Raw genomic sequence first — 24648 nt, 5'->3', positions numbered from 1 at the left:
CAACCGGAAGTGCATCTGCGTCCGAATGCGGTGGTGCCGTACAAATCGGTCGCCGCGGTGATGGCCTCGGCCCAGCGTCTTGGGGTGACCAAGATCGGTATGGTCGGCAATGAGCAGTTCTTGAAGTAATTCAGCCGCAAACGTAGTCACAAAATGCCGTCACAACGCGGCACATAAAAAAAGGCAGGGATTCCCTGCCTTTTTTGCTTTCGGTCCAGTCTGTCAGTAAGGCACCCGCTGAGCAATAAATATACTCCCCCCAGTATCTTAAAACGTCTTTATTTCATAAGGACATCAGGGGTGATTTCATAAAAATAGGGGGGAGTATATGAAATTCAGGATAAAACAGCTGCCGTTGTGTATCTTACTGCGACTCTTTTTCAGCCGCAGTATGAGTTGTAGCATCAGCCGTCGTATTAGTGACAGCTTCGGTAGCAGCTTCGGTTACAGCTGCGGTCGCCATGTCATCCGCAACAACATCCGCAATACCAGCATTAGCAGCAAGCGGAGTGAAACCAGCAGACTCCGGCTGATTGCGGTCTTTCTGCCGTATCGTTTTGAGCGCCAGTGCAATCAATAAAAATAACAAACACAGTAAAGCAATCGCTGGCGCAACCCATTTCACCCCCAGCAAGATCAGCCGTTGCTGCTCTTCTGATTGCGCAAAGAACCAGACATCCACCAATGGCAGCACATAGCTGACAAACACTGATGGCGCCAGCACCAGCACCGCCGTCATCACCAGAGCAATCAGCAAGGCTAACAGTTTAAGCAATACGTTCATTCTCATCTTCCTTCGCAATCGGCGTCGTTATTCTTGCGCGAACTCAGTTACTCACATCCGTGCTACTTAAAGGAACAGCACTGGCATCCACTATCCGGCTCACAGTGCGGATCACCACATATTGCTTACGAAATTCCAGTCCGCGCTGCGGCCATTTTTCTACATAAGCCGTCAGCGCTGGCAATGCCGCCGCAAAATCCTCACCGTTGACGCGGCAATCCGCTGCCTGCGCGCCGAGCTGATCACGCGATGCGAACAAGCGCACACCAAGAAACTGATCGGTCTGCAAGACAGCGTGAAATGCCTCCATGCTCTCGGTAAACAAACAGCAAGGGCAAAACGGATGCGCTTCTTTTTGCTTTGGTGGCGGATTGGTCGCCAGATGCGCAACCGGCCCTAATATCACCTGACGGAACCGCGTCAGTCCGACCGGTTCAGCCGCTTCAACAATTTTCGCGTCATTGGCCACATTCATTTCTATCACGGTGCAATCTCGTGGCACATCACGCGTCGCATCGAGCAAAACCACCAGATCCATTTTGACCCATTGCGCAAAGCCCTCCGCGATGGCGGCCGCCTCGTCAGGACCAAGCGCGTGCTGATATTCAGAAATCCCTTGCGAAAAATACTGTGAATGCCAGGCGTGTATGCGGGTGCAGCTACGAACCCGCCCTTCACCAATCACATTCGTTGTCACCGGCTGCACGGCCAGTGCCAACCCTTCCGGCAGTTGTATGCACGAAGCTAAGCGCTCAAATGCGAATCCGGCATCGCTTAGTGCAGCGGCCAGCACTTCCGTCAACAGCGGGTCGCTCTGCATCTGCGGCGTCTGCACTGACGACGTGACAGAAGCCACCGCAGGCGAGCCAGAGCTGAACTTATTTTTGAGGGTTTTGAGAGATTGAAGCAGCGACATAAAGTACGATCAGAAGACAGATGAAGCGCAATTGCAGGTCACGCTAAACCAGCATTGTACTTTTTTACGCCGCCGCTGAGCAGCAGTGCAATAAATTCTTACACTGCATCACACCAGAACCGGCTGAGTCTTGCTGCTTCGCTGCCGTGAAACCAACGCGGCAGCTCTCCTCAGATCAGCTATCCAGATGTGAAATCAGCAGATGACTCAGACGTGTCGCTTCTTTCTCACGGGAGTCTGCGCTGTGCGGTGCATCGACTGATAAACCGACGGCCAGAATATCGATCAGCAACAACTGCAATATGCGCGAAATCATCGATAAAAATGTAGCGTTATCTTCGGTGTGATTCACCGCCAGACAGACGCTGGCTTTTTTCGCTAACGGTGACTGATGTGGGGCAATCGCAATCACATCGGCACCAGCATTCAATGCAACGTCCACTGCATTCAGCAGTTCCGGCAACTTACCGGAATTAGACACCACAATCACGACATCACCGGGATTGAGTAATTCGGCTGCCATCGTGAACAAATGCGCATCGCCGTAATTGGCGGTCGGAATGCGGAAACGGAAAAATTTGTGCTGCCCATCCAGCGCGACCGCGCGGGAATTACCCATCGCATAAAATTCGACCTTGTTTGCCTTGCGCAATAAAGCAATCGCCTGATCTATCGCGTGCACTTCCAACTGATCGCGGAAATTCAAAATCGCCGACACGGTGTTATCGATCACTTTGGCACTCAGATCGTGGGTGCTGTCATTGCGCCTGACCTGACTGTGACGTACGGGAATAGTACCCGTCAGACTGCTGGCAAATTTCAGCTTGAAATCGGCGAGGCCGGTAAAACCCAGCGAGCGGCAAAAACGGATCACCGTTGGCTGGCTGACATCGGCCAGACGCGATATTTCTGCAATCGCTTCATTCAATACGGTACGCGGATTCTCCAGGATCAGCGCCGCAACGCGACGCTCTGCCGGGCTCAGTTCCAGCTGTATCTGTTGTATGCGATCCAGCAAAGAACTGTCGCCGCTGCGCCCGCGCAAATGCTCAGACAAGATGGCCGACACACCGTAAAAAGCCGGATTCGGTGTGGTAATCACATACGTTGGAATTTGCGCCAGATAGCTGCTGAAGCGCCCTTTCGCCTCGAAACGGCTGCGGAACAGCGACGCTGCAAACTTTTCTCCCATCAGTGGCACAATTCCACCACCAATATAGATGCCGCCAAAAGCACCCAGCGTTACCGCCAGATTCGCGGCGAAACTTCCCAGCATCGCGCAAAAACACTCCAGGGTTTCCAGACTGAGCGGCTCGGCTTCATGCAAGGCGGCATGCATAATTTCCTGCGCCGATAAGGCGCGCACCTGCTGCTGATGCCGCGCTGCCAGCGCACGATAGATCAGCTCCAGGCCGGGGCCGGAAATCAGACGCTCAGTCGAGACGTGCGGCCATTCTTTCCATGCGAACTGCAAGATCGCATATTCACGTTCATCACACGGCGCAAAATTGACATGCCCACCTTCGGAGCCCAAAGTGACGAAACCATCCGAGGTAGGTATCAGCCCGGAGACACCCAGACCGGTACCCGGGCCGAGCACGCCTATCACTGATTTTGCGACGGCAGTGCCGCCGCCGATCTGCATCACATCGCTTGCCTGCAAGCCGGGCAAAGACATCGCCAGCGCCGTAAAGTCGTTCACAATCAGCAAGGTGTACAGGCCAAATTCACGCCACACCGCTTCGATAGAAAAAGCCCAGTCACGATTCGTCATGCGGACATCGTCGCCGTCAATCGGGTTGGCAATCGCAAACGCTGCATGTTGAATGCGGCTACCCTGATGATCATGCAGGTAAGCACGGATCAAGGGCACGATGCCGGTGTAATCATCACATTTCAATACACGTACTGCAGAAAAATTTCCGGGTGCCGTTTCCAGCGTAAAACGGGCATGGGTCGCGCCGATGTCTGCCAGTAAACGTGGGCCACCGGAAAACCCGGCGCTATGATGTTCTGCGTGTTCTGCGTATGCAGGTCCTGCCAACGTGTGTTCTGCCATGTTTTTTTATTTAATTAATTTCCGGAATTTCATCACACCATGATCCAACATTTGTCTCGCTGTCTGCGCTGACAAAGGCTAAGCAATTTACCACAGCCGCTGCCGATTGCCGCATATTCTGTCGTGCTCAGTCCGACATTTGAACAACTAATTTCGCCGTGCTGCCCGCCTTCCAGAGTGCATCCAGCGTCACTTGCCGGCTGGACGCATCCCAGGCAAACGCGACCGGCTGATGTTGCAGCAGAATTTTTTCCGGTGCAGCGGTGATATTGTGAATAACGATTTGCAAGCGTCTGTCGCTGGCAGCACGCTTTTTACCGTTCACGGCATCCAGTGTCAGCACCAGTTGTCGTTGCCGGTATGCGCTGCGAAACTTCATCAGTGTATATGCGCCGTGTTCAAATGCCTTGGCCGTCATACCGTCATCATCGTATAACTGCGACTGGGAAGAGGCAACTGCGGGGTCATAGTAGTAGTGTAAATCAAGCGTCTGAGTCGAATACTCCCGGGTATTCTGCAGCGGCTTTGCCATCGGAATGAAAGCGCCGCCACGAACAAAAACCGGGATATGTTCACGAACAACATCGATGCTATGCCGGCTGCCTGCGGCATAAGTCTGCCCCGTATAAAAATCAAACCAGTTACTGCTGACTGGAAAGTAAACCTCTGCCTTTTTCTGACCTGCACTCAGTACAGGATGCACCAATAAATCACGCCCCCACAGATAACTATCGGATGCCGAGGTCAACACCGGATTCATTGGTTCGGCAAAAAACAGCGGGCGCATCAGTGGCCAGCCATGCTGGTTATTCTCAAATGCCAGCGTATAGTTATACGGCAGCAGGCGGTAGCGTAACTCTATCGCCGCCTTAGCAAGCGCCCGCGTCGCAGGCTCACGAAACACCGGCTCTGAGGCAACTTCCTCCTGTGCATGCGGGCGAAACACCGGTTGAAATACACCATATTGCAACCAGCGGGTATATAACTCGTCGTCCAGATTGGCACCGGCAAAACCGCCAAGATCAGAATGCATATACGCCATTCCCTGCATTCCCATTTGTAGCGCAATTTCGGGTTGCGAACGCAAACCACCCCAGGTCCGGTTCACGTCGCCCGACCACGGAATCATGCCGAAACGCTGCGAGCCGGAATAACCCGCGCGCATCAGAATGAAAGGCCGTTCTTGCGGATATTCTTTGCGGTAGCCTTCCGCAATGAGTTTCGCCCATTGATGCCCGTAAATATTATGAACCTGATCTGCCGATCCGGTTTTATGCTGCAGACCGGCAGGATGCACTTCCGGCTCGCCCAGATCGCCCCACCATCCGGCAACACCTTCGGCTTTCAGATTTTTGTAGATATTCCAGAACCATTGTTGCGCATGCTTATCGAACAGATCAATCAGGCCAGTGTGGCCGAAATAAAAATCATAGGTATAAGGCTGACCTTGCTGATCTTTCGCCAGAATATTTTCTGCAACGGCTTCTTTCCATCTGGCCGAACTGGTCAGGATAAACGGTTCGGTAATCAGTATGGTTTTGACGCCTTGTTGCGCAAAGTCGGCAATCATTTTTTTGGGTTGCGGGAAATTATCGCGATCAAAAGCGAGATTGCCCATGGTTCCTTTAATCTCTTTTCCGAACCAGTACAGGTCAAAAATAATCGCATCAACAGGAATCTGCTCTTCCTTATATTTCGCCAGTACTGAACGTGTCTCGGATTCTGAATGATAGCCAAAGCGGCTGGCGAAATTACCGAAGGCCCAACGCGGCGGCAATGGTTGCCGGCCTGTCAGTTGCGTGTACGCAGAAACGATGTCTTCCCAGCTATCCCCCGCAATCACCTGATAAGTCTGGCGTCCACTCAGGCTTTCATAGGCGAGCAGATTTTTCTTTTTACTATCGAGATCGAGAAATCCTGTTGTCGGATTATCGAAATGTATGCCGTACATTTTGGAAGAAAAAACCAGAGGCATAGCAAAATTCATTTGCTCGGAATGTTCTTCGTAACCGTAATGCGCCTTGTTATATAAGGGCAGGCGATAGCCACGCCGATTCATGCCAAGGGCGCGGGCACCTGCGCCATATAAAGCCTCATCCTGATCCAGCTGGAAATCCAGACTTCGCCCCTGTGCCGATTGCTGATACCCCTGATGTTCTGCAATCAGGGCTTGATTTTTGTAGGTATAACTGATCTGGAATGGCGCACGATTGATATGAACTGCCATGTTGCCGGCGATATAGCTGAGATGCTGGGCATCAGTACGAAGCTGTGCTTTGATTTTTTCCGGCTTCAACACCACTGCATGTGAGGCTTGCTGAAAATGTTCGCCCGCCGGAATAAAACTCGTCTCGATAATATTTTTTGTATACGGCTTGAATAGATAGCGGCCATCATTCGTTACCACTTCGAGATAAGCAGGCTGAACAGAAACACGCTGTATGCTGCGGCTGAGATTTTGCGCGGCAAGATCAGTCACACAGAACTGCATCAACAGCGCCAGCGTTGCCAGACATGAGATGCGTTTGAAATGCGTTTTCTGTTTCATGGTGCATCCTGTGCAATCAGAGCAATCGGAAACTGGCTCGCAAAAGTCACGCGGCCGTTAATGACGATTGCAGTCTTTCCTGAATAATGGTCACGTAATCGCTGACCATCAGAAAATACGCCGGCAACTGAAATCGGATTATCCTGATGTGCAGGTAAATCTAAGGCCACCACTACCTTATCGTGCCGCCCGTGGTCGTCGTATGTGCGCTTGAATGTATAAGGACGATCATTGATTTTCTGATGTATTCCTGCGCCGATGGCAGGATGCAGCCTTCTGAATGACGCGAGCTTTTGCCAGTGTGCGAGTACATCGGCAATCCGGTAATCCTGTTGCATAGCATTGGCTTTCAGCGCGTCCCAGTTCATGAAGGAACGCAGTCTGGCATCGCCCTGCGCTTCTTTCATATCGATATCACGCGCGGTTTCGTCGCCATAATAAATCTGCGCTGCGCCCGGACTCAGCAAGAGCCGCGTCGCCGCCTCAAAAGGCTGGTGTCGTTGCAGATCGAAAGGTGTGCTGTCATCGTGAGAACTGATGTAATTGAGAACCGAGTAACCTTGCAGATCGCCATGCAGTCGCGCTGAATACGTGCTGAAGAGCTGCTCACGATCTTTCTTCGCATCAGACTTGAAGCCAAAATTAATCAGATTATCAAAACCGTTTTGGTAAAAATTAATCTGGCTGCCACCATCCATCGTGAACTTCTGGCCTTCAGTGATCGAATAACCATAAACTTCTGCGGTCATAAAAAAAGGCGTGTCCCCGATTTTTTTCTTGGGATTTGCAGTTTTCCACTCGTCATAAGCACTGCTGGCGAGTTGTTTCAGTTCTTTCCAGACACCTGGCTCAACATGCTTGACGGTATCGGCGCGAAAGCCATCAACACCGTATTTCCGTATCCAGTCGATATGCCATTTCATCAGGTAATACCTGGGCGCGCGCGGATAGCCGGTACGTTGAAAAAAGTGATCAAGCTCGCTGATTTCTTTGGCATAACGGCCTTCGGCTTTCCATTTATCGATCAGAAATGGCGGTAATGGCGTCGACTCATTACTGTCGGTACGGATATCCGGCAAACCTTGCACCAGTGTGCAACTGACGGTACTGGCCACATCTTTGTAGGTACAGACTGGTGCATGGCGCACCCAGCTGTCTGGCCAGGCAGTATCTTGATCGGTCTGCGGACCGACGTGATTCATGACGATATCCAGCAAAATCCGTATGCCATGTGCATGCGCGGTATCGACCAGTTCGTGCATATCTGCTTCGGTGCCAAGATTGGCATCAACGCTGGTGAAATCGCGCGCCCAGTAACCATGAAAACCGTATGATTTACCACTGCCCTCGTCTGTCGCGCCATGTATCTGTTCGACTGGCGGTGTCAGCCAGATCGCATCCACACCCAGCTGATTGAAATAGCCTTCTTTTATTTTCGCAGTAATTCCCGCCAGATCACCGCCCATATAAGCACGCAATGGTCCAGCATCTTTTTTCCGGCCGTAAGCAAGATCGTTCGCAGGATTTGCATTGTAAAAACGGTCGGTCAGTAAAAAATAGATGGTCGCATTGTCCCAGGTAAAGAAGGGCTTCTCAGACGATGCTTTTTTATTTTTTTCGCTGCTATCGCTGCCGTGGCTTTCGGCTTTCAGGTGAACTTCATTGCCCGTACTCTCTGCGCGGACTGAAGGCGATACACATAAACTGCTAAAACACAGGAATAAAAATGGAATGCAGAACAGGAGGTTTTTTTTCATGGCGGAGCTCTTACCGGTCAATGCGGAATTGGGGCGCAGACGAAAGAAAAGTATCAGGTTGCGCCAGAGGAGATTGGAGACACCGCAACCTGAATTCAAATCAGCGTAATACAATCAAAACTCAGACAAAAATAAAGATGATTTTTTAAACCAAACGGTATCGTGGTTTATCTATGCGACTCATCTTTCACGATCAGAGTCAGCAAGCCCGCCAGTATCATGCAGGCACCACCAAGCACCAGCGTTTGCATGGTGTGTCCGTGAAAGAAAGTCTTCGTCACAAAGCCTAACAACAAGCCGCTGACAATTTGTGGAATCACGATAAAGAAGTTAAACACGCCCATGTAGTAGCCCATCTTTTCAGCCGGCAGTGCAGACGCAAGTATCGAATACGGCATAGTCAGAATACTGGCCCATGCGACACCGACACCGATCATCGGCAGCAGCAGCCATTCTTTTTGGGTGATCAGGAACATGCTCATCAAGCCCAGACCACCGAGCACAAGACAGGTCAGATGCACCGCTTTTTTGCTGCTCAGGCGAGCGAAAACCGGTAGCAAAAATGCTGCCAGCGCCGACACACCGTTGTAGACGGCAAACATGGTTCCCACCCAGTTTCCGGCATCCTGAAAAATACCGGAATGAGAATCCGTCGTGCCGAATACCTTATCGGCCACCGCTGACGTGGTGTAAATCCACATCGAAAACAAAGCGATCCAAGTAAAAAACTGTACGATCGCCAGTTGCACCATGGTCTGCGGCATCTGACGAAAACCGGCCATGATCTCTTTGACTACGTGAGCCATTCCGACTTTTTTCTGACGAGCCGCCTGAAACGCCTGCAGATCGGCCGGTGGCAATTCGTAGCTGAAAAATACCGTCCACATCACTGCCAGAAAATAGATAGCACCACCGGCATAGAATGAATATCGGACCGTGTCAGGAATAGTACCGTTCAATGACTCATTACTGAAACCAAACACGTCTGAAAACAGGGTCGGCAGCAATGATGCAATGACCGCACCGCAACCGATGAAAAAAGTCTGCATCGCAAATCCTGCTGTCTGCTGTTCCGGATTCAGCTTGTCGCCAACGAAGGCGCGGAACGGCTCCATCGACACATTGATCGCCGCGTCCATCAGCCACAGCACCAGGACGGCCATCCATAACGCAGAAGAATTCGGCATCAGAAACAAGGCCAGCGAGGCCAGAATTGCACCGATAAAAAAGAATGGCCGGCGACGTCCCCATGTCGGATGCCAGGTGTGATCGCTGAGATAGCCTATCACGGGCTGCACCAGCAGACCGGTGACCGGCGCCGCCAGCCAGAATAAAGGGAGATCATCCGGGCTGGCACCCAGGGTTGAAAATATGCGGCTGGTATTGGCGTTCTGTAATGCAAACCCGAATTGAATTCCAAAAAATCCGAAACTCATATTCCACAACTGCCAGAAAGACAGCAGGGGTTTATTGGTCAAACTAGGCATCTTGGTGTCCCCGTATTATGTGTGAGGCCGGATGAAATCTGGCATTGCGACCGCAAAGTCTTCACATTTTATGCTTGAATGTTTTTCAGATGATGAAGGCAATCACAGCCATGCTGAAAAACCCTTCTCCGGCATGCGTCAGAGAAGGGTCAGATTCACTACAGTGCTGAATTACCGGAGCAATTACATTTTGTAATTGATACCGACAAACATCTGGCGACCATACTTCTGGTAGCCGCGTGGACGATCAGGCGAACCGGAATACGTCTGGAACGCGGTATCGGTCAGATTATTCACCTGGAACAGCAACGATGCGCCTTTCGCAAATCCACTGGAAAAATCATAGCCAAGTTGCAGATCGACGACATTATCCGCCTTCACAAATGTCAGCTCGTTCTGCCCACCCGGGCCACCGATTTCGCCAACAAAATCGCTACGGCGACGCTGACTGATACGTGCGGAATAGCCGTTCTTTTCATAGTAAGCCGTAATATTTGCAACGCTCTTGGAAAGACCTGGCAAAGGAATGCTCTGACTACCGAAGCGGCTGTCTTTGATAGAAATAGCGCTATTGGTCAACGACAGATTGGCTGTCAGTCCAAAGCCATCCAATGCCGACGTCAGCAAATCCAGTGGCAGTGATACCGCCAGTTCCAGGCCTTCGAGCTTGCCACCCTGACCATTAACCGGTTGGGTAAATGTGCCGATATTTGTCGTCGCACCTGCAATATTCATGGCCGAAAAATCATACGGTGTCGTTTGCTTGTAGATATATGATTTCAGGTTTTTATGGAATATCGCTGCAGAAACGTAGGCTTTCTTGCCGAAATATTTTTCGTAAGAGAGATCAATGTAATCTGCCTTCCATGGGTCAAGCTGCGCATTACCACCGTTACCGCTTGGCGTTCCGGTTTTGCCGTTAGACAAACCGACTTCACGCGCTGCATTCAGCTCATCCAGCTTAGCCCGGGCAATCGATTTACCAATACCAAAACGGATTACCTGATCACCAGGCAAATTAGCTGCCAGATTCACACTAGGTAAAACGTCGGTATAAGTTTTTCCATCGGTAATTGGCACCAAAGCAGCGATAGGCCAAGACAACAAAGCATTTGATGTCGATGACTGATCCGTACGCACGACCTGTGCACCAACGTTACCCGACACAGGAATATTGGACACCATCGTTTCCAGATTCAGCTTCGCATAACCAGTCGTAACTTTTTCTGTCAGAGACCAGTTTTTTGTCGCACCCCATGGATTCAGGACGGCGGCTTTGTAGGGGCCGAAATTAGAGGACAGAACGCCCGGAATATCCCAGCTCAGCGTGCTTGGTAAGCCAATGAAACTGAGGTCCTGAGGGCTATACAAAACGCCAGGAGAAAACGTCCCTGCGCCGATTTTATCGAAGCCGGTTTCCAGGTGCTCTTTCGTCTTTTCACGTTTGGAATAATTCACGCCAACTTCCGCGCTGGAAATAACGCCATCGGTAAAATCACGCTTCAGACTGAAGCGGATGGAATTGAGCTTGTCACTCAACGATGGAACATTCACATAACCGTCGCCGTATTTGCCGCCTATGCTGATCGCTGAAGGATCGGAAAGACTATCGGCAAAAGTAAAGGTAGGAATGTCACGTCCATTCAGATAATTATAGGAGATATTACCTGCGCTGCGACCAGAGTTGATCTCTATGAGTTTTTCATGAATGTTCGCCGATGAATGACTAAAATCCGCAACGGCAGTCCATTGATCAACAGTGAATTTATTATTCCAGCCAAATGCTTTGATATCACTCTCTTTGGTGAACCAGTTATTCCGGATCACAGGGCTGGCGTTGATCGTACCGCCAACGACGAGTCCGTTGACAATATTCAGATTCGAGAAATTCGCACCGGACCAGCTTTCCAATGGCACTTCCACGCCACGGCGAATTTCATTTTGTGACAACTTTGAATAGTAAGTATCCAGCGTCGAGATAAAATTTTTCGATGGCCGCCACTCGAGTACGCCGATCACGCCATCACGTTTGGAATTACCTGTGATTGCCAGCCCCTTCACACCTTGTGGAGCTTTAACGCCTGCAGGGACGCCGTTATTTCCTTCAACCCAGTTCCAGGTTTCGAAAAAGTTGTTGACGTTCGGTTTGTCGCTGTGCGCAACGCCGACAGCCAGACCGATGGTGCGATTCGCAAACTGATCAATGTAGGACGCGCTGAAACGATTGCCGGTACTTGGTGCGCCCGGGCTTTCACTGCCGAGAGAATTTTTCTCGCCGCGCGCATTGAGGGAAATAGTGCGTCCGCCAAATGCCAGCGGCTTAACAGTCTGCAAATCAACCGTGCCTGACAGACCTTGTCCGACCAGAGATGAATCTGCAGTTTTATAGACAGTCACGCCATTGATCAGTTCGGAAGGATACTGGTCATATTCAACCACACGGCTGGCACTGGTGCTGGCTTGTTCACGGCCATTCAGTGTGACCGTCGATAAATCGCCGGAGGTGCCACGAATACTGATTTGTTGTGCCTGACCATTCACACGTTGCGCGGATAAACCTGGCAAGCGGGCAATCGATTCAGCGATGCTGGTATCGGGCAATTTGCCGATATCTTCAGCAGAAATCGCTTCGACGATGGAATTGGAATTTTTTTTCACACTGATCGCATCTTCGATACCTTTACGAATACCGGTAACAACGACAGTGTTTTCTGCAGTCTGCTGTGCATGTGCAATACCGGTCAGACTCAAGACCAACACTGCACAACCTGCCGCAACAGGACTCAACTTAAAACCCGGGCGCGCAAAATCCTGCCCATGCTCGCGCTTCTGCATAGCGTGCTTCATTTAATGTCCCCTCACTCTTATATTTGACCTACACCTCAGGAGTGATACTTTGTTTCAAAGTGCACTCAGAACCCAACGTTCCGAAAACAATTTTGTACTAAAACTAGATTATTTGTCAAACGGAGACTACAAAAAACTACTTTAACTATCAAACCTATGCGAAAACTGAGAGTAGATAAGGTGCAGCCTCGTTGCGTTTCTTCCACAAAGAACAAATCAGTAAATGTAGTTCAACTACTTTCGGCGATTTATTGCCTCACTTATTGCCTCACTTAGTGACATCATTTAGCAAATGGCGTTTCACAAGCCCTTTCTCGCCTGCTACCGAAAAACTTGAATTCTATGATCGCGGCGCAAAACCGGGAAAGTTGGCGGTGCTATGATATATTCCCATTCGAAAATATCTCTGCCAGACCGGTGCGGCATATGTCCGCAGATCTGTGGATATTGGCAACAATTGCAGTAAATATCGTCGCTGGCAGCTTCAGTTCAGCGACATCCCGAAAAAGAAAGCCACAATGAATCACAAATTAAGTATTGATGAATACGATGCTCTGGAACAGATCAGCAAACTGCCTAAAAACGTTAAACCTAATGCCTGCATAGGCAGAAATACGAAACGTCTGACCGGTATCAAACTGGTCGCGTACCGTAAGGACGGCAGCCTGGAACTGACTGAGAACGGTCGTCAGGTTTTGTTCATCAAGCAATGTATCGATGGTCTGCGCGCAATTGCAAATGACGCCGGAACCAAGCTATCCGGGCCTGTCGCTATATTTCTGGAAAAAAAGGGACACATACAAATCAATCCCGAATCAGGGCTGCATGAAATCAGTCAGCGCGGTAAAGAATGCCTGGCCGATATAGAAACCAACAGCAAGAAAGCTTGATTCGCTGCGAAATCACAATGACGCAGTAATGCGTCAGCAGGATGAAGTTCATGAAAAAAATGCCGCCCGTTTTAACAAATGGGCGGCATTTTCTATTTCAAAATCAACAGAGCTTACAGACAACGCTTCAGGACTCGCGCTGACATGAACGCGCAGATCTGTGAGTCAAATAAGCTGCTAGTATCAGACTGCATAGTGCCAGCAACATCACGATTGCATTGCCCCAACGTATATACGGCGTCACGCCTTGCCGCCCCTGCACTGTTGCTCGCAATATCCCCTGTTGCAGGTAGGGCAGTTGCGTCACCAGTCGCGCACCAACGTCAATTACCGCAGTCGCACCAGTATTTGTCGCCCGCAGCATAGGACGCCCCGTTTCCAGAACACGCATCATGGAAAACTGTAAATGCTGAGGGATCGCAATGGAATCACCGTACCATGCCATATTCGAGACATTCAGCAACAGGCTGGCAACCGCTTTACCTGAACCGTTTTGTGACGCCAGTTGTGCAGCGATTTCGTCACCAAACAGATCTTCATAACAGATATTCGGCAATACAAACTGATCCCTTACCTGCATCGGCGCCTGAATCACATTCCCCTTGGTAAAGTCACCCAAAGGAATATGCATGAGATCGACAAACCAACGAAAACCGAAAGGAATAAATTCACCGAAAGGCACCAGATGATGCTTGTCATAGCGATAGGCTTGCTGCTCATAAGACGGTGAGAAACCTAAAACGCTGTTTGCATAGCGACTGCCACCGTCGTGCACGGCAACACCGAGCACAACTGCACTCTGATTTTTTTGTGCAAACGCGTTAATGGCAGGCAAATAATCTGGCGGCAATTGCGATGACAACATCGGCAATGCCGTTTCCGGCGTGACGACCAGATCCGCTTTCGATTGCAATATCAGATCATGGTACAAATGCAGAGAATCATTCAGGTGATCCTGATCGAATTTTTTATCCTGTTCGACATTGCCCTGTATCAGATTGATAGTTAAAGGCTGACCCAGGGGCTGAGTCCATGTGATCGTGGTCAGATACTGACCGCCACCAAACAGCGCAATGACAGCGACAAGAACCAACAAGCGTACACGCCTGCTGTTTGTAAAGACCATCAAACCCAATCCGCCTGCGCAGAGGGCGACGAGCCAGCCTAGCCCAAGAACGCCAAGCACAGGCGCATAGCCCGCGAGCGGACTGGCAGTATGTGCATAGCCGATAATTGCCCATGGAAAGCCAGTGAATAAATAACCGCGCAGCCATTCATTCAGCAGCCATAAAGCAGGGAATAACAATACGGCACAGATTGTGGGATTAACTTGCCAACGTTGCCGCAGCCAGGCGAGCGTTGCCGCACACATCGCGGCAAACAATGCCAGATAAGATGTGAGTAAAGCAAGCGCGATAACAGCAAGAAAGATGGGCATGCCACCATAACGCGTCATGGCAACTAACAACCAACTGGTTGCAGTAAACAGACTGACGAAGCTGAATACCCACGCCAGCACTGCAGACTGGCGGATAGAAAACGCCTGCTGTCCTGGCCGGAGCAGCAAAGAGGCGAATAAAGCCATGCTCAGCAATTGACCCGGCCAGAAACCGAATGGGGCAAAGCCCGCAACGGCCACCACACCCGCCAGCGCCATCACCAGCAGCGCAGAACGGAAAGACAGAGTGGAAAGCAAAACCGCTGGTGACAATCGTTTCAGCAAACCAGCCTCATTCTTTCAACAAATTTGCTGGTCGCTGCTCAACCTGCAATATCTGCACCTCAACAGCATCGGCACGCAATACCTCAAAATGTAAATTACCGATTTCAAACTCATCGCCTTTATGCGGCACCTGACCAAGATGGCGCATCAGAAAATCGCTGATGCTTTCCAACTCATTACCTGGCATATGCGCACCAAGAACACTGTTGAACTGCTCAAGTTCAGTCAGACCTTTGATGCGCCAACGCTTGCCGTTACCTTTATTTTCCAGCGCCAGAATATTGTCTTCTTCTTCATCGAAATCGTATTCATCATCAATGTCACCGACGATTTGTTCCAGCACATCTTCGATTGTAATGACGCCTGCAATGCCACCATATTCATCGACCACCATCGCCATGTGATTATGATTGGCACGGAAATCGCGCAACAGTACATTCAGTCGTTTCGACTCAGGGATGTAAATAACGGGGCGCAGCATATCCCGCACATCGAACACTTCTTCTGCGTAATAGCGGAGCAAATCCTTCGCCAGCAGAATCCCGACCACTTTTTCAGGGTCACCATCGATAGCAGGGAAACGCGAATGCGCGGTACGCAGTACTTCCGGCATCCATTCTTCCAGCGGACGGGAAATATCGACAACATCCATTTGTGCGCGTGGCACCATGATATCGCGGGCGGAAAGATCTGATACCTGGAATACGCCTTCTATCATTGCCAGTGCGTCAGCATCGATCAGATTGCGTTCTTGTGCATCGGTCAGAACTTCTAACAGTTCAGCTCGATTTTCAGGTTCGGGGGATATGAATGCGGTCAATCGTTCAAACAATGACCTGTGGGGTTTAAGGTCAGTTGATCTGACCTTACTAGAGTGCTCTTGCATAGGAGGCGTGACGCCGTTGTTTCAATCCTACAGAATACAACAAATACGCCTGATTCCAAAATTTTGTTAAGGCGTTCACCTTGTTATTTCACAAAAAGACGGTTATTCGATGGCTGTTAGGTTGTTATTAAATGGCGATTAACGAAATTTAAAGTAAAGCCGGTCGCATGTATTGCACATGCCGGCAAAACACGCCAACGCATCAGCTTATGTCATCCAGATTCTCAGATTCATGGAATTTTGCATAATGCAAATGCGGTGTATCTCCTTGAAACTTTAATATATCAACATAGCGATGATTCCAGCGTATTGATGAACACGGATAATAATGACGCGCCCTCTGACTCTGATTCGTCATTTCGTCCAGCCCTTCGATACTCAGCACCAATGCCGCATTGAGTTCATTCAGTTGTTCTTTGGTGTAACCGTATAAAGGGCTGGACTCGTCGATCACATGTATCACAGTCCAACCCAGACTAAAAATGGGGTGGTGGTCACGCTCCAGTTCCAGATCAAGAATTTTACGGAAGCTGCCTGTCTCGGGAGAAGCATGATTTTTAACCAGACGCAGTTTTGCCGATGCTTCACTGATGATATTCATGCGGGCATTCGCCAGACGTATCATCAGTAATCGTCGCCCGTCAACCATGTGGCAAACCGGATGATCGGCAAAAATAATGTTCGAGCGCGGACGCGAAAAGCGCGCAAACATCACACCTGTCGTCAACGCCACACTGGACATTCCGATAAATATTTCCACAGACGAAATCACATGTGCATAGACCGTTTGTGGATGCATATTGCCGTAGCCGACCGTTGCCAATGTCTCTACGCTGAAGAAAAAATATCCGAGAAAATTATCCGGCGTCAGATTCGCAACAGGATGATCCCCGAGCGCATACAAACCGGCAAACACCATATTAAAAATCAGATACACCACGGCTGCAGCGAAAAAAAACATCGTCCAGCTTGATGTCATCGCATAAAAATAAATGTCCTGCAGATAATGGCGGTCTAGGCCAAAAGCGACAACATCACGTCCGCCCATGCTGATACGGCGGCCATGATGCTGGTGAGAGCGCGGCATTTTCATACTGAAGCTTAGTCTTGATAAGGATTTGCAAGGCCTAAACCGGCGAGGATGGCGATTTCCAGCGCCTCCATCTCTTCGGCTTCTTCATCCGTCTCATGATCATAACCTTGTGCATGCAGCACACCGTGAACAATCAAGTGCTGCGCATGCTCGACGACGGATTTTTTCTGTTCACTGGCTTCGCGCTGCAACACATCAGTACACAGAATAATATCGGCCTGAGTGACTTCTGCATCCTCATCTTCGGTATACGCAAACGTCAGCACATTGGTCGCATAATCTTTACCGCGATAATCGCGATTCAATACCTGTCCTTCCTCTGCATCGACAAATCTTAACGTCAGTTCCGCCGGAAAATATAAGGCAGCCTGTACCGTTTTACGCAACAAAGGGCGCGGTAATATTTCTTGCAAGCGCGGGTCTGCGTATTGAACTGATAAGCTCATTTTATGTTTGGAATTACTTTTTTCGGCCATGATGTACAGAACTGAATTGCGTTGTATTTTTTAATAAACCGAGTGCCGCGCTCTGCGCAGTGCTACCTGCATTCGCCGTTTCATAAGCATCGACGATGCGTCCGACCAGAGGATGGCGCACAACATCGGCGCTGGTGAATTGCGTGAAAGCGATACCGCGTACATCTTTCAGTACCTGGCAAGCATCGATCAGACCACTTTTCTGACCACGCTGCAAATCCACCTGCGTCACATCACCGGTAACGACAGCCTTGCTGCCAAAACCGATACGGGTCAGGAACATTTTCATTTGTTCCGGTGTCGTGTTTTGTGCCTCGTCGAGAATGATGAAGGCGTGATTCAAGGTACGACCGCGCATATAAGCCAGCGGTGCGATTTCTATCGCCTGTTTCTCAAACATTTTTTGAGTGCGGTCGAAACCTAACAAGTCGTATAAGGCATCGTACAAAGGACGCAGGTACGGATCAACCTTTTGCGCCAGATCACCCGGTAAAAACCCAAGACGCTCGCCAGCCTCAACCGCCGGACGCGTCAGAATAATCCGTTTGACCGCATCCCGCTCCAGCGCATCCACGGCACAGGCAACGGCGAGATACGTTTTACCGGTACCGGCAGGGCCAATTCCAAACGTAATATCGTGTTCGACCACCGCCCGCAGATACTGGGTCTGGTGCGGTGTTCTGCCGCGCAAATCGCTACGGCGGGTTTTCAGCACCGGGCTTTCCAGTTCACCAGCGTTTATTTCTTCAGCGGATTCTTCCAACGCTGCCAGCGTCGGCATTTTCTGGTTCTGATGCGCGGTTTGTTCGACTAAGGCTAACTGCACTTCATCAACCGATACCGGCTTTTTCGCCAGCAGATAAAACTGCTCGAGTAATGCCAGCGCCCGTTCAGCGTTATGTCCGCTGATAATGAATTTTTCACCGCGACGGAAAATCGTCACATCCAGCGCAGCTGAAATCTGACGCAAATTTTCGTCCAGCGGGCCGCATAAGTGGGCGAGGCGGGTGTTATCCAGCGGTTGCGGAATGAAATGAGAAACTGGCACCGGAGTCTTTGCCATCATGCAGTCACAGTCTCGTCAATCAATTCACCACGCAAGGAATAATTATAAGATTCAGTAATGCGCGTATTTACCAGCGTTCCTATCAATTCTTTGCCGCCGGCAAAATTTACCACGCGATTATTTTCAGTACGGCCTTGTAACTCATTCGGGTCTTTGACCGAAGGCCCGTCAACCAGAATGCGCTGAACGGTACCTATCATCGCGTTACTGTATTTTTTGGTATTCGCATCAATGACCGCTTGCAAGGTCTGCAAGCGGCGTAACTTCAGTTCCGCTGGCGTGTCGTCAGCAAGATTGGCGGCTGGCGTACCGGGGCGCGGGCTGAAGATAAAGCTGAAGCTGTTATCGAAACCGACATCATCAATCAGCTTCATCAAGGCATTGAAATCTTCGTCCGTCTCGCCGGGGAAACCGACGATAAAATCGGAAGATACCGACATCTCAGGTCGCACGTGCTTCAGGCGGCGCAGTACGGATTTATATTCGATTGCGGTATAGCCGCGCTTCATTGCCGACAAAATACGGTCTGATCCGTGTTGTGCAGGAAGGTATAAGTGGTTCACCAATTTCGGCACTTTTGTGTAGCAGTCGATCAGTCGCTGAGTAAATTCTTTCGGGTGGCTGGTGACGAAACGAATCCGTTCTATCTGCGGAAATTCAGCGACATATTCAATCAGCAAAGCAAAGTCAGCAATCTCGCCATCTTCCATCACGCCACGGTAGGCATTCACATTCTGACCCAGCAGGGAAATTTCTTTTACCCCCTGCGCAGCGAGACCGGCGACTTCAGCCAGCACATCATCAAAGGGACGTGACACTTCTTCACCGCGGGTATAAGGAACCACGCAGTAACTGCAATATTTGCTGCAGCCTTCCATAATAGAAACGTAGGCCGTCGCACCTTCCACCTTCGCTGGTGGCATGTGATCAAATTTTTCGATTTCCGGAAAACTGATATCAACCTGCGAGTGGCCGGACAAGCGGCGCGCATCAATCAGTTGCGGCAAGCGGTGCAGAGTCTGCGGGCCAAATACGACATCAACATAGGGCGCGCGTTTGATGATGGCATCGCCTTCCTGCGAGGCAACACAGCCACCGACACCGATCAGCAGATCAGGCCTTTTACGCTTGAGTTCACGCAGACGTCCCAGATCCGAAAACACTTTCTCGGATGCTTTCTCACGTACGCTGCAGGTATTCAACAGAATCACGTCAGCATCATCCGGAGAGTCGGTTTTTACCATGCCATCAGCAGCATTCAACACGTCTGCCATTTTGTCTGAGTCGTACTCATTCATCTGGCAACCGAAGGTTTTAATAAATACTTTTTTTTGCATCATTTTTTTCTGTAAAACAGCCCGCTTTCTCAATATGAACAAGGCCGCAGGCAATAACCGGATTCCGGCTGTATTCGAACATACACAAACTCATCACGCAGGAAAACCGATTCACATTCTCAAACAAAGCGACATCTGCTGACAGCGAGAAGACAGCCGACGGAAATTTACTTAATTTCCGGATTTTTAAATGGTATCGGTGCCCAGACTTCTGGCTTGGGTAATTGTTTCGGCATCTCATCCGATGTCAGTATCCAGACCTTATCAATATCGCCGAAAGAATTCTCCGTGTAATTCACCACAATTTTCGGCGCATCCAGCGAGGCTGCCATCACGATCAGATTATCGGCGTTGTATATGCGGCTGGATGGCGCCAGGTAGCGTGGTTTTCCATTCAAACGGATATCCGGATACGAGGACATATCGAGTTCACCACGCAAGGTGTTCGGCGGAAACTGACGTTGCGTCACGCCTTGTGCAAAAACTGTACATGTCAGACCGAACAAGACCAGCAGTAAACTGAGGCGACGGCAAATTGTAGTCAGGAACATAGTTATCACTTCATTTAAAGATAAGACCGGTACAAAATTATGCAGACGGGACATAACCACGAAGGCCATACACTGAGTGCAATCCGGAACAATCAAGCCGCCAGGGCCATTTTGCACAAGTCTTAAGATAAAATAAAAAAACCAAAAGAATCAATTACTTAAAGTATGAATCCAGATTCTGACAAGGGCGCAAGTTTACCACAGTCGCCCGTCCCAAGAGGGAATACCTGCCGCAGATCAACGGCCACAGCAAAATCTGGGATAATGTCGCAAAAATTGATGGATGACTGATGCATACCCGCTCTCCCCGCGCCGAAAAACGTGATTTTGATACCCGCCACTTCCGCCACGCCCTGTCTCAATTTGCGACCGGCGTGACAGTCATTACCACCAAGCTGGCAAACGGACAGTTTCTCGGCCTCACTGCCAGCTCATTCAATTCTGTTTCACTCGAGCCGCCACTGGTTTTATGGAGCCTCGGTAACGCTGCCAATAGCATGCCTGTGTTCACCGGCAACTCTCATTACGTGGTTAACGTACTGTCCGACCGACAAGCCTGGCTGGCAGAACAGTTTGCCAGCCGTAAAACCGACAGGTTCGAGGGCGTCGAATACACCTTGTCGCGTACCGGTCATCCTATCCTGAAAGGCGCCTCTGCCTGGTTTGAATGCCATAACCGCAGCCGCTATCCAGAAGGCGATCACGTCATTTTTGTTGGTGAAGTTGAACATTGCGAATTCACCCAACAGGCACCGCTGATTTTTCACGGTGGCCAGTTTATCCACGCATCATCCAAATAACCTGCCATGTTGACACTGACATCCGATGTGATCGGCTATATCGCCGCTTGCCTGACTACCAGTGCGTTTGTGCCACAAGCCTGGTTAACCTGGCAACACAAACGCGCCGAGGGCGTTTCCATCGGCATGTATCTGATCATGGTTTGCGGCGTGCTGGTGTGGATGGTCTACGGAATACTGTTGCATGCCTGGCCCATCATCATTGCGAACGCAGTGACGCTGGCACTGGCGATGTTTATTCTGGTGATGAAAATCATCTATAAATAAATCGCGCAAATACAAAAAATCCCACGGATGCCGTCAAGCATGGCGTCAACTCAGGCTTGCAGTATTTTCTGTAAAACATCACGTGAATCAAACGCGGCGCGTCGCAAGCGGTCATTCACGCCCAGCCATTCTTTATCCTGTGGTATCGCTTCAACCAGAATCAGATCAGCATGGGCATGATCCAGTTCACGCAAACCTGCATACAAATCATGTGCATAACCAGCCGCATCTGCCGGTAACCGCCGCACTGCCAGCGCCACGATTCCGGGATGCGGCTGGTAACTGAGTAAAGCGATCGTTTTCCCTTTTGCCTGCAATTGCGCAGCAACATTATCCAACTCAGCAACCGCCACCTGCACCACCGGTGTTTGCGGCGCGTAATGGGCATCAAGGGTGCCGGAAGCGCGCGGCGCAGCGGCATCGGGGCTGGCAGGTGTCACGCCCAACACTTCGGATAACTGGGCAGTACTGATCTGCCCCGGGCGCAGCAATACCGGGCCATGTGTCGCCAAGCGGCTCAGATCAACGATCGTCGATTCAATCCCTACCTCACTCTGACCACCGTCAAGCACCGCGGCAATCAGGCCGCCAGGCAAAATCTCCTGGGTAAATTCCTCGGCCACATGCTGTGCCAGCGTCGGGCTGACATGACCAAATTTGTTTGCCGAAGGGGCGGCCACGCCACCTTTACCGTTTTTAAAAGCAAGCAATAATTGTTGCGCCACAGGATGCGAAGGACAGCGTATGCCAACTGTATCCTGTCCACCGGAAACCGCATCCGGAATATGATCAGCGCGTTTTAAAATCAGCGTCAACGGTCCCGGCCAGAATGCTGCAATCAATTGATCTGCTTCGTGCGGAATATCTTTTGCCCAATAACGGATATCGGCACCGGGAGCAACATGCACGATCACAGGATGATCCGATGGACGTCCCTTGGCTTTATAAATATCAGCGACTGCAGCCGCGTTTTCAGCATCGGCCCCGAGCCCGTAGACGGTTTCAGTCGGAAATGCGACCAGACGACCAGCCTCCAGCGCCTGCGCTGCCGTGACAATTGCGTCGGGTGTTGATACCACTACATTCATGCCTGCTCCGGTGCTGCCAGACCTAAAATACCGCAGGCATGATGTAATGCTGCCCGCGCTTGTTCCATCGTTGGCGCAACGAAAGTGATGTGTCCCATCTTGCGCCCGCGCCGTGCTTCCGCCTTACCATACAAGTGCAAGTGAGCGCCCGGTATTGCGAGTATCTGATCCCAGGCGGGTTCGCGTGGCGTGTCGCTGCTGCCGCTGAACCAGACATCGCCAAGAATATTCAGCATCGCTGCAGGTGAATGCTGACGCACATCGCCCAACGGCAACTGTGCGAGCGCACGAACCTGCTGTTCAAACTGGCTGCTGACGCAGGCATCAATAGTGTAATGGCCGCTGTTATGCGGACGCGGTGCCATTTCATTCACGACCAGAGTACCATCGGTCAGCACAAAAAATTCTATGCACAGCACGCCGACGTAGCCCAGCTCTTCTATGATCGTCAACGCGGCTTTTTGCGCAGCATCGGCAACATCGGCAGACACGCTCGGGCTCGGTGCCAGCGTCGTGAACAGGATGCCATCGCGATGCACGTTTTCGGCGATAGGGTAAACCACGGCCTGACCATCGACACCTCGTGCGACCAGAACAGAAATTTCGTAGGCGAGTGGCAGCATTTTTTCAAGCACGCAGGCCTGACCGCGCATGCTGATAAAAGCTGCCGCCAGTTCTTCGCGATTACGGACACGCGCCTGACCTTTGCCGTCGTAACCAAGACGCACGGTTTTTAAAATACCAGGCAACAAATCATCTTTCGCGCTGGTCACGTCTTCCTTACGCGAAATACCCCAGTGCGGCGTCGGGAAAATACCGGTACGCAGACTGCAACGGGTGAAAAAGCGTTTTTCTATCAGCCGGTCTTGCGCAATCGACACGCAATCGCCGGAAGGAGACACGAAACCGTCGTAAGCCAGTTCCTTCATGCTATCCGCGGGGACGTTTTCAAATTCAGTCGAAATATGTTTCGTCAACGCCAGCAAGGCCTTCAGACCTTCGGGGCTATCGTAGTCTGCCTGTACATGATGTTCAGCAACTTGCGCTGCAGGGCAGCCAGCCTCAGGCTCCAGCACGGCAACCTTGTAACCCATCGCCTGCGCGGCATGCGCGAACATGCGACCCAGCTGACCGCCGCCCATAATGCCGAGACAGCTTTTTTCTGTATTGGGTAACAGGGCTTGTCGAGGACGTACTTGTTTGTCGATATTCATGATGTCTGTCTGAAAGTGACGCGATGACTGAGCATCGCCAACGATTACGAGAATAAGGCAGGAGAAATCATATACTCCCCCCTGAAAATGCAAAAAACCAGTTAATGTCGGCAAAAACAAAGGGGGTTTAAAAATACTCCCCCGGAGTATATAAAACGACTGATGCTGCTGACTAAGGTCAGTCTGATTAAATGGCCCGATTAGACTGAATAGCCTGTGCGAAGCGACTTACCTCCATCAGCTATCCACAAATTAAGCAAAAAAATAACTGGGTCAAAACGCTGCGCGAGAGAAATTATCTCTGACAAACTTTCCCTCGCCGCAGCTCTGATGATGAGCAATGGCTATGCTTGCCGCTATTCAGACGGGCAACACCATGTCGCGGGCAACCTGGGTTTGTTTAACGCGAAAATCGATCAGCTTTTGCGCCAATGCCTCATCAGTTGTCGCCAGCATCGCGACGGCTGCCAGCGCCGCATTCGCCGCGCCTGCTTCGCCGATCGCAAATGTCGCGACCGGTATGCCTTTTGGCATCTGCACTATCGACAGTAACGAATCTTCGCCACGCAGGTATTTGGATGGTACAGGCACACCAAATACCGGCACGATGGTTTTTGCTGCAATCATGCCTGGCAAATGCGCCGCGCCGCCAGCGCCCGCGATGATGGCGCGGATACCACGTTCGCGCGCTGTCTCCGCATAACGGAACATTTCATCCGGCATGCGGTGTGCAGATACCACTTGCGCCTCAAACGGAATACCGAATTCCTTCAATATCGCGACGGCGTTTTGCATCACATCCCAATCGGAAGAGGAGCCCATCACGACGCCCACCACTGCTTTATTCACTTGCGTCATG

Annotated in this window: 21 protein-coding genes; 4 read left to right on the top strand and 17 right to left on the bottom strand. The window is 50.6% G+C overall.

All coding sequences use genetic code 11. The annotated features are described in order from the left end of the window. Positions 1–129 (top strand): ExbD/TolR family protein (locus tag H8K29_RS17870; protein ID WP_370527135.1); only part of this gene is annotated, 129 nt, incomplete at its 5' end. A gap of 235 nt (positions 130–364) precedes the next feature. On the opposite strand, the gene H8K29_RS04590 is transcribed toward H8K29_RS17870, so the two are convergent. From H8K29_RS04590 to H8K29_RS04560, 7 genes are all read right to left on the bottom strand, one after another. Next, on the bottom strand, positions 365–784 hold the full coding sequence (locus tag H8K29_RS04590) for a hypothetical protein (protein ID WP_186896550.1): 420 nt from the start codon (positions 782–784) through the stop codon (positions 365–367). A 43-nt stretch (positions 785–827) separates the two neighbouring features. Further along, positions 828–1700 carry a DUF6348 family protein gene (locus H8K29_RS04585; RefSeq protein WP_186896549.1) on the bottom strand — a complete coding sequence of 291 codons (873 nt, stop codon included), beginning with the start codon at positions 1698–1700 and terminating at the stop codon, positions 828–830. A 175-nt stretch (positions 1701–1875) separates the two neighbouring features. Continuing rightward, positions 1876–3759 carry a glucokinase gene (locus H8K29_RS04580; RefSeq protein WP_186896548.1) on the bottom strand — a complete coding sequence of 628 codons (1884 nt, stop codon included), beginning with the start codon at positions 3757–3759 and terminating at the stop codon, positions 1876–1878. Positions 3760–3886: 127 nt separating this feature from the next. After that, on the bottom strand, positions 3887–6307 hold the full coding sequence (locus H8K29_RS04575) for a TIM-barrel domain-containing protein (protein ID WP_255423243.1): 2421 nt from the start codon (positions 6305–6307) through the stop codon (positions 3887–3889). Further along, positions 6304–8064 carry an alpha-amylase family glycosyl hydrolase gene (locus tag H8K29_RS04570; RefSeq protein WP_186896547.1) on the bottom strand — a complete coding sequence of 587 codons (1761 nt, stop codon included), beginning with the start codon at positions 8062–8064 and terminating at the stop codon, positions 6304–6306. The genes H8K29_RS04575 and H8K29_RS04570 overlap by 4 nt, the downstream gene beginning before the upstream one ends. A 167-nt stretch (positions 8065–8231) precedes the next feature. Then, positions 8232–9551 (bottom strand): MFS transporter, encoded by a 1320-nt coding sequence (locus tag H8K29_RS04565; RefSeq protein WP_186896546.1) that lies wholly within the window; start codon positions 9549–9551, stop codon positions 8232–8234. Positions 9552–9734: 183 nt separating this feature from the next. Next, entirely contained in the window at positions 9735–12398 is a 2664-nt protein-coding gene (locus H8K29_RS04560; protein ID WP_255423242.1) for a TonB-dependent receptor, read from the bottom strand. A gap of 518 nt (positions 12399–12916) precedes the next feature. Between H8K29_RS04560 and H8K29_RS04555 the strand changes: the two genes are divergently transcribed. Then, positions 12917–13288, top strand: coding sequence for a hypothetical protein (locus tag H8K29_RS04555; RefSeq protein ID WP_186896545.1), 372 nt, complete (start codon positions 12917–12919; stop codon positions 13286–13288). A gap of 127 nt (positions 13289–13415) precedes the next feature. On the opposite strand, the gene lnt is transcribed toward H8K29_RS04555, so the two are convergent. From lnt to H8K29_RS04520, 7 genes are all read right to left on the bottom strand, one after another. Then, positions 13416–15011 (bottom strand): apolipoprotein N-acyltransferase, encoded by a 1596-nt coding sequence (gene lnt, locus H8K29_RS04550; protein WP_255423241.1) that lies wholly within the window; start codon positions 15009–15011, stop codon positions 13416–13418. Positions 15012–15018: 7 nt separating this feature from the next. Beyond that, positions 15019–15897, bottom strand: a complete 879-nt coding sequence (locus H8K29_RS04545) for an HlyC/CorC family transporter (protein ID WP_186896544.1) — start codon at positions 15895–15897, stop codon at positions 15019–15021. Positions 15898–16099: 202 nt separating this feature from the next. Then, positions 16100–16990, bottom strand: coding sequence for an ion channel (locus H8K29_RS04540; RefSeq protein WP_186896543.1), 891 nt, complete (start codon positions 16988–16990; stop codon positions 16100–16102). 8 nt (positions 16991–16998) lie between these two features. After that, positions 16999–17436: an rRNA maturation RNase YbeY gene (gene ybeY, locus H8K29_RS04535; RefSeq protein WP_255423240.1), complete on the bottom strand. Its 438-nt coding sequence runs from the start codon at positions 17434–17436 to the stop codon at positions 16999–17001. Between the two features lie 13 nt (positions 17437–17449). Then, complete coding sequence (locus H8K29_RS04530; RefSeq protein ID WP_186896541.1) at positions 17450–18532, bottom strand: PhoH family protein; 1083 nt, start codon at positions 18530–18532, stop codon at positions 17450–17452. Then, complete coding sequence (gene miaB / locus H8K29_RS04525; RefSeq protein WP_186896618.1) at positions 18529–19869, bottom strand: tRNA (N6-isopentenyl adenosine(37)-C2)-methylthiotransferase MiaB; 1341 nt, start codon at positions 19867–19869, stop codon at positions 18529–18531. The genes H8K29_RS04530 and miaB overlap by 4 nt, the downstream gene beginning before the upstream one ends. Positions 19870–20036: 167 nt before the next feature. Further along, complete coding sequence (locus tag H8K29_RS04520; protein WP_255423239.1) at positions 20037–20420, bottom strand: hypothetical protein; 384 nt, start codon at positions 20418–20420, stop codon at positions 20037–20039. A 290-nt stretch (positions 20421–20710) separates the two neighbouring features. On the opposite strand from H8K29_RS04520, the gene H8K29_RS04515 reads away from it, so the two are divergent. Both H8K29_RS04515 and H8K29_RS04510 read left to right on the top strand, forming a co-directional pair. Further along, a complete protein-coding gene (locus H8K29_RS04515; RefSeq protein ID WP_186896540.1) occupies positions 20711–21220 on the top strand; it encodes a flavin reductase family protein in 510 nt (169 codons plus the stop codon). A 6-nt stretch (positions 21221–21226) separates the two neighbouring features. Beyond that, a complete protein-coding gene (locus tag H8K29_RS04510) occupies positions 21227–21487 on the top strand; it encodes a SemiSWEET transporter (protein ID WP_186896539.1) in 261 nt (86 codons plus the stop codon). A 50-nt stretch (positions 21488–21537) separates the two neighbouring features. Here H8K29_RS04510 and H8K29_RS04505 read toward each other — a convergent pair whose 3' ends face one another. The 3 genes from H8K29_RS04505 to purE form a co-directional block, all read right to left on the bottom strand. After that, a complete protein-coding gene (locus tag H8K29_RS04505; protein WP_186896538.1) occupies positions 21538–22575 on the bottom strand; it encodes an L-threonylcarbamoyladenylate synthase in 1038 nt (345 codons plus the stop codon). Beyond that, positions 22572–23789, bottom strand: coding sequence for a 5-(carboxyamino)imidazole ribonucleotide synthase (locus H8K29_RS04500; protein ID WP_186896537.1), 1218 nt, complete (start codon positions 23787–23789; stop codon positions 22572–22574). Before H8K29_RS04500 ends, H8K29_RS04505 begins: the two co-directional genes overlap by 4 nt. A gap of 360 nt (positions 23790–24149) precedes the next feature. Next, a complete protein-coding gene (gene purE / locus H8K29_RS04495; RefSeq protein WP_186896536.1) occupies positions 24150–24647 on the bottom strand; it encodes a 5-(carboxyamino)imidazole ribonucleotide mutase in 498 nt (165 codons plus the stop codon). Between the last annotated feature and the right edge of the window lies 1 nt (position 24648).

The sequence above is a fragment of the Undibacterium sp. CY21W genome, assembly GCF_014284265.1.
GTDB lineage: Bacteria > Pseudomonadota > Gammaproteobacteria > Burkholderiales > Burkholderiaceae_D > Undibacterium > Undibacterium aquatile.
The sequence above is the reverse complement of the archived record's forward strand: the minus strand, read 5'-3'. Positions and strand labels throughout refer to the sequence as shown.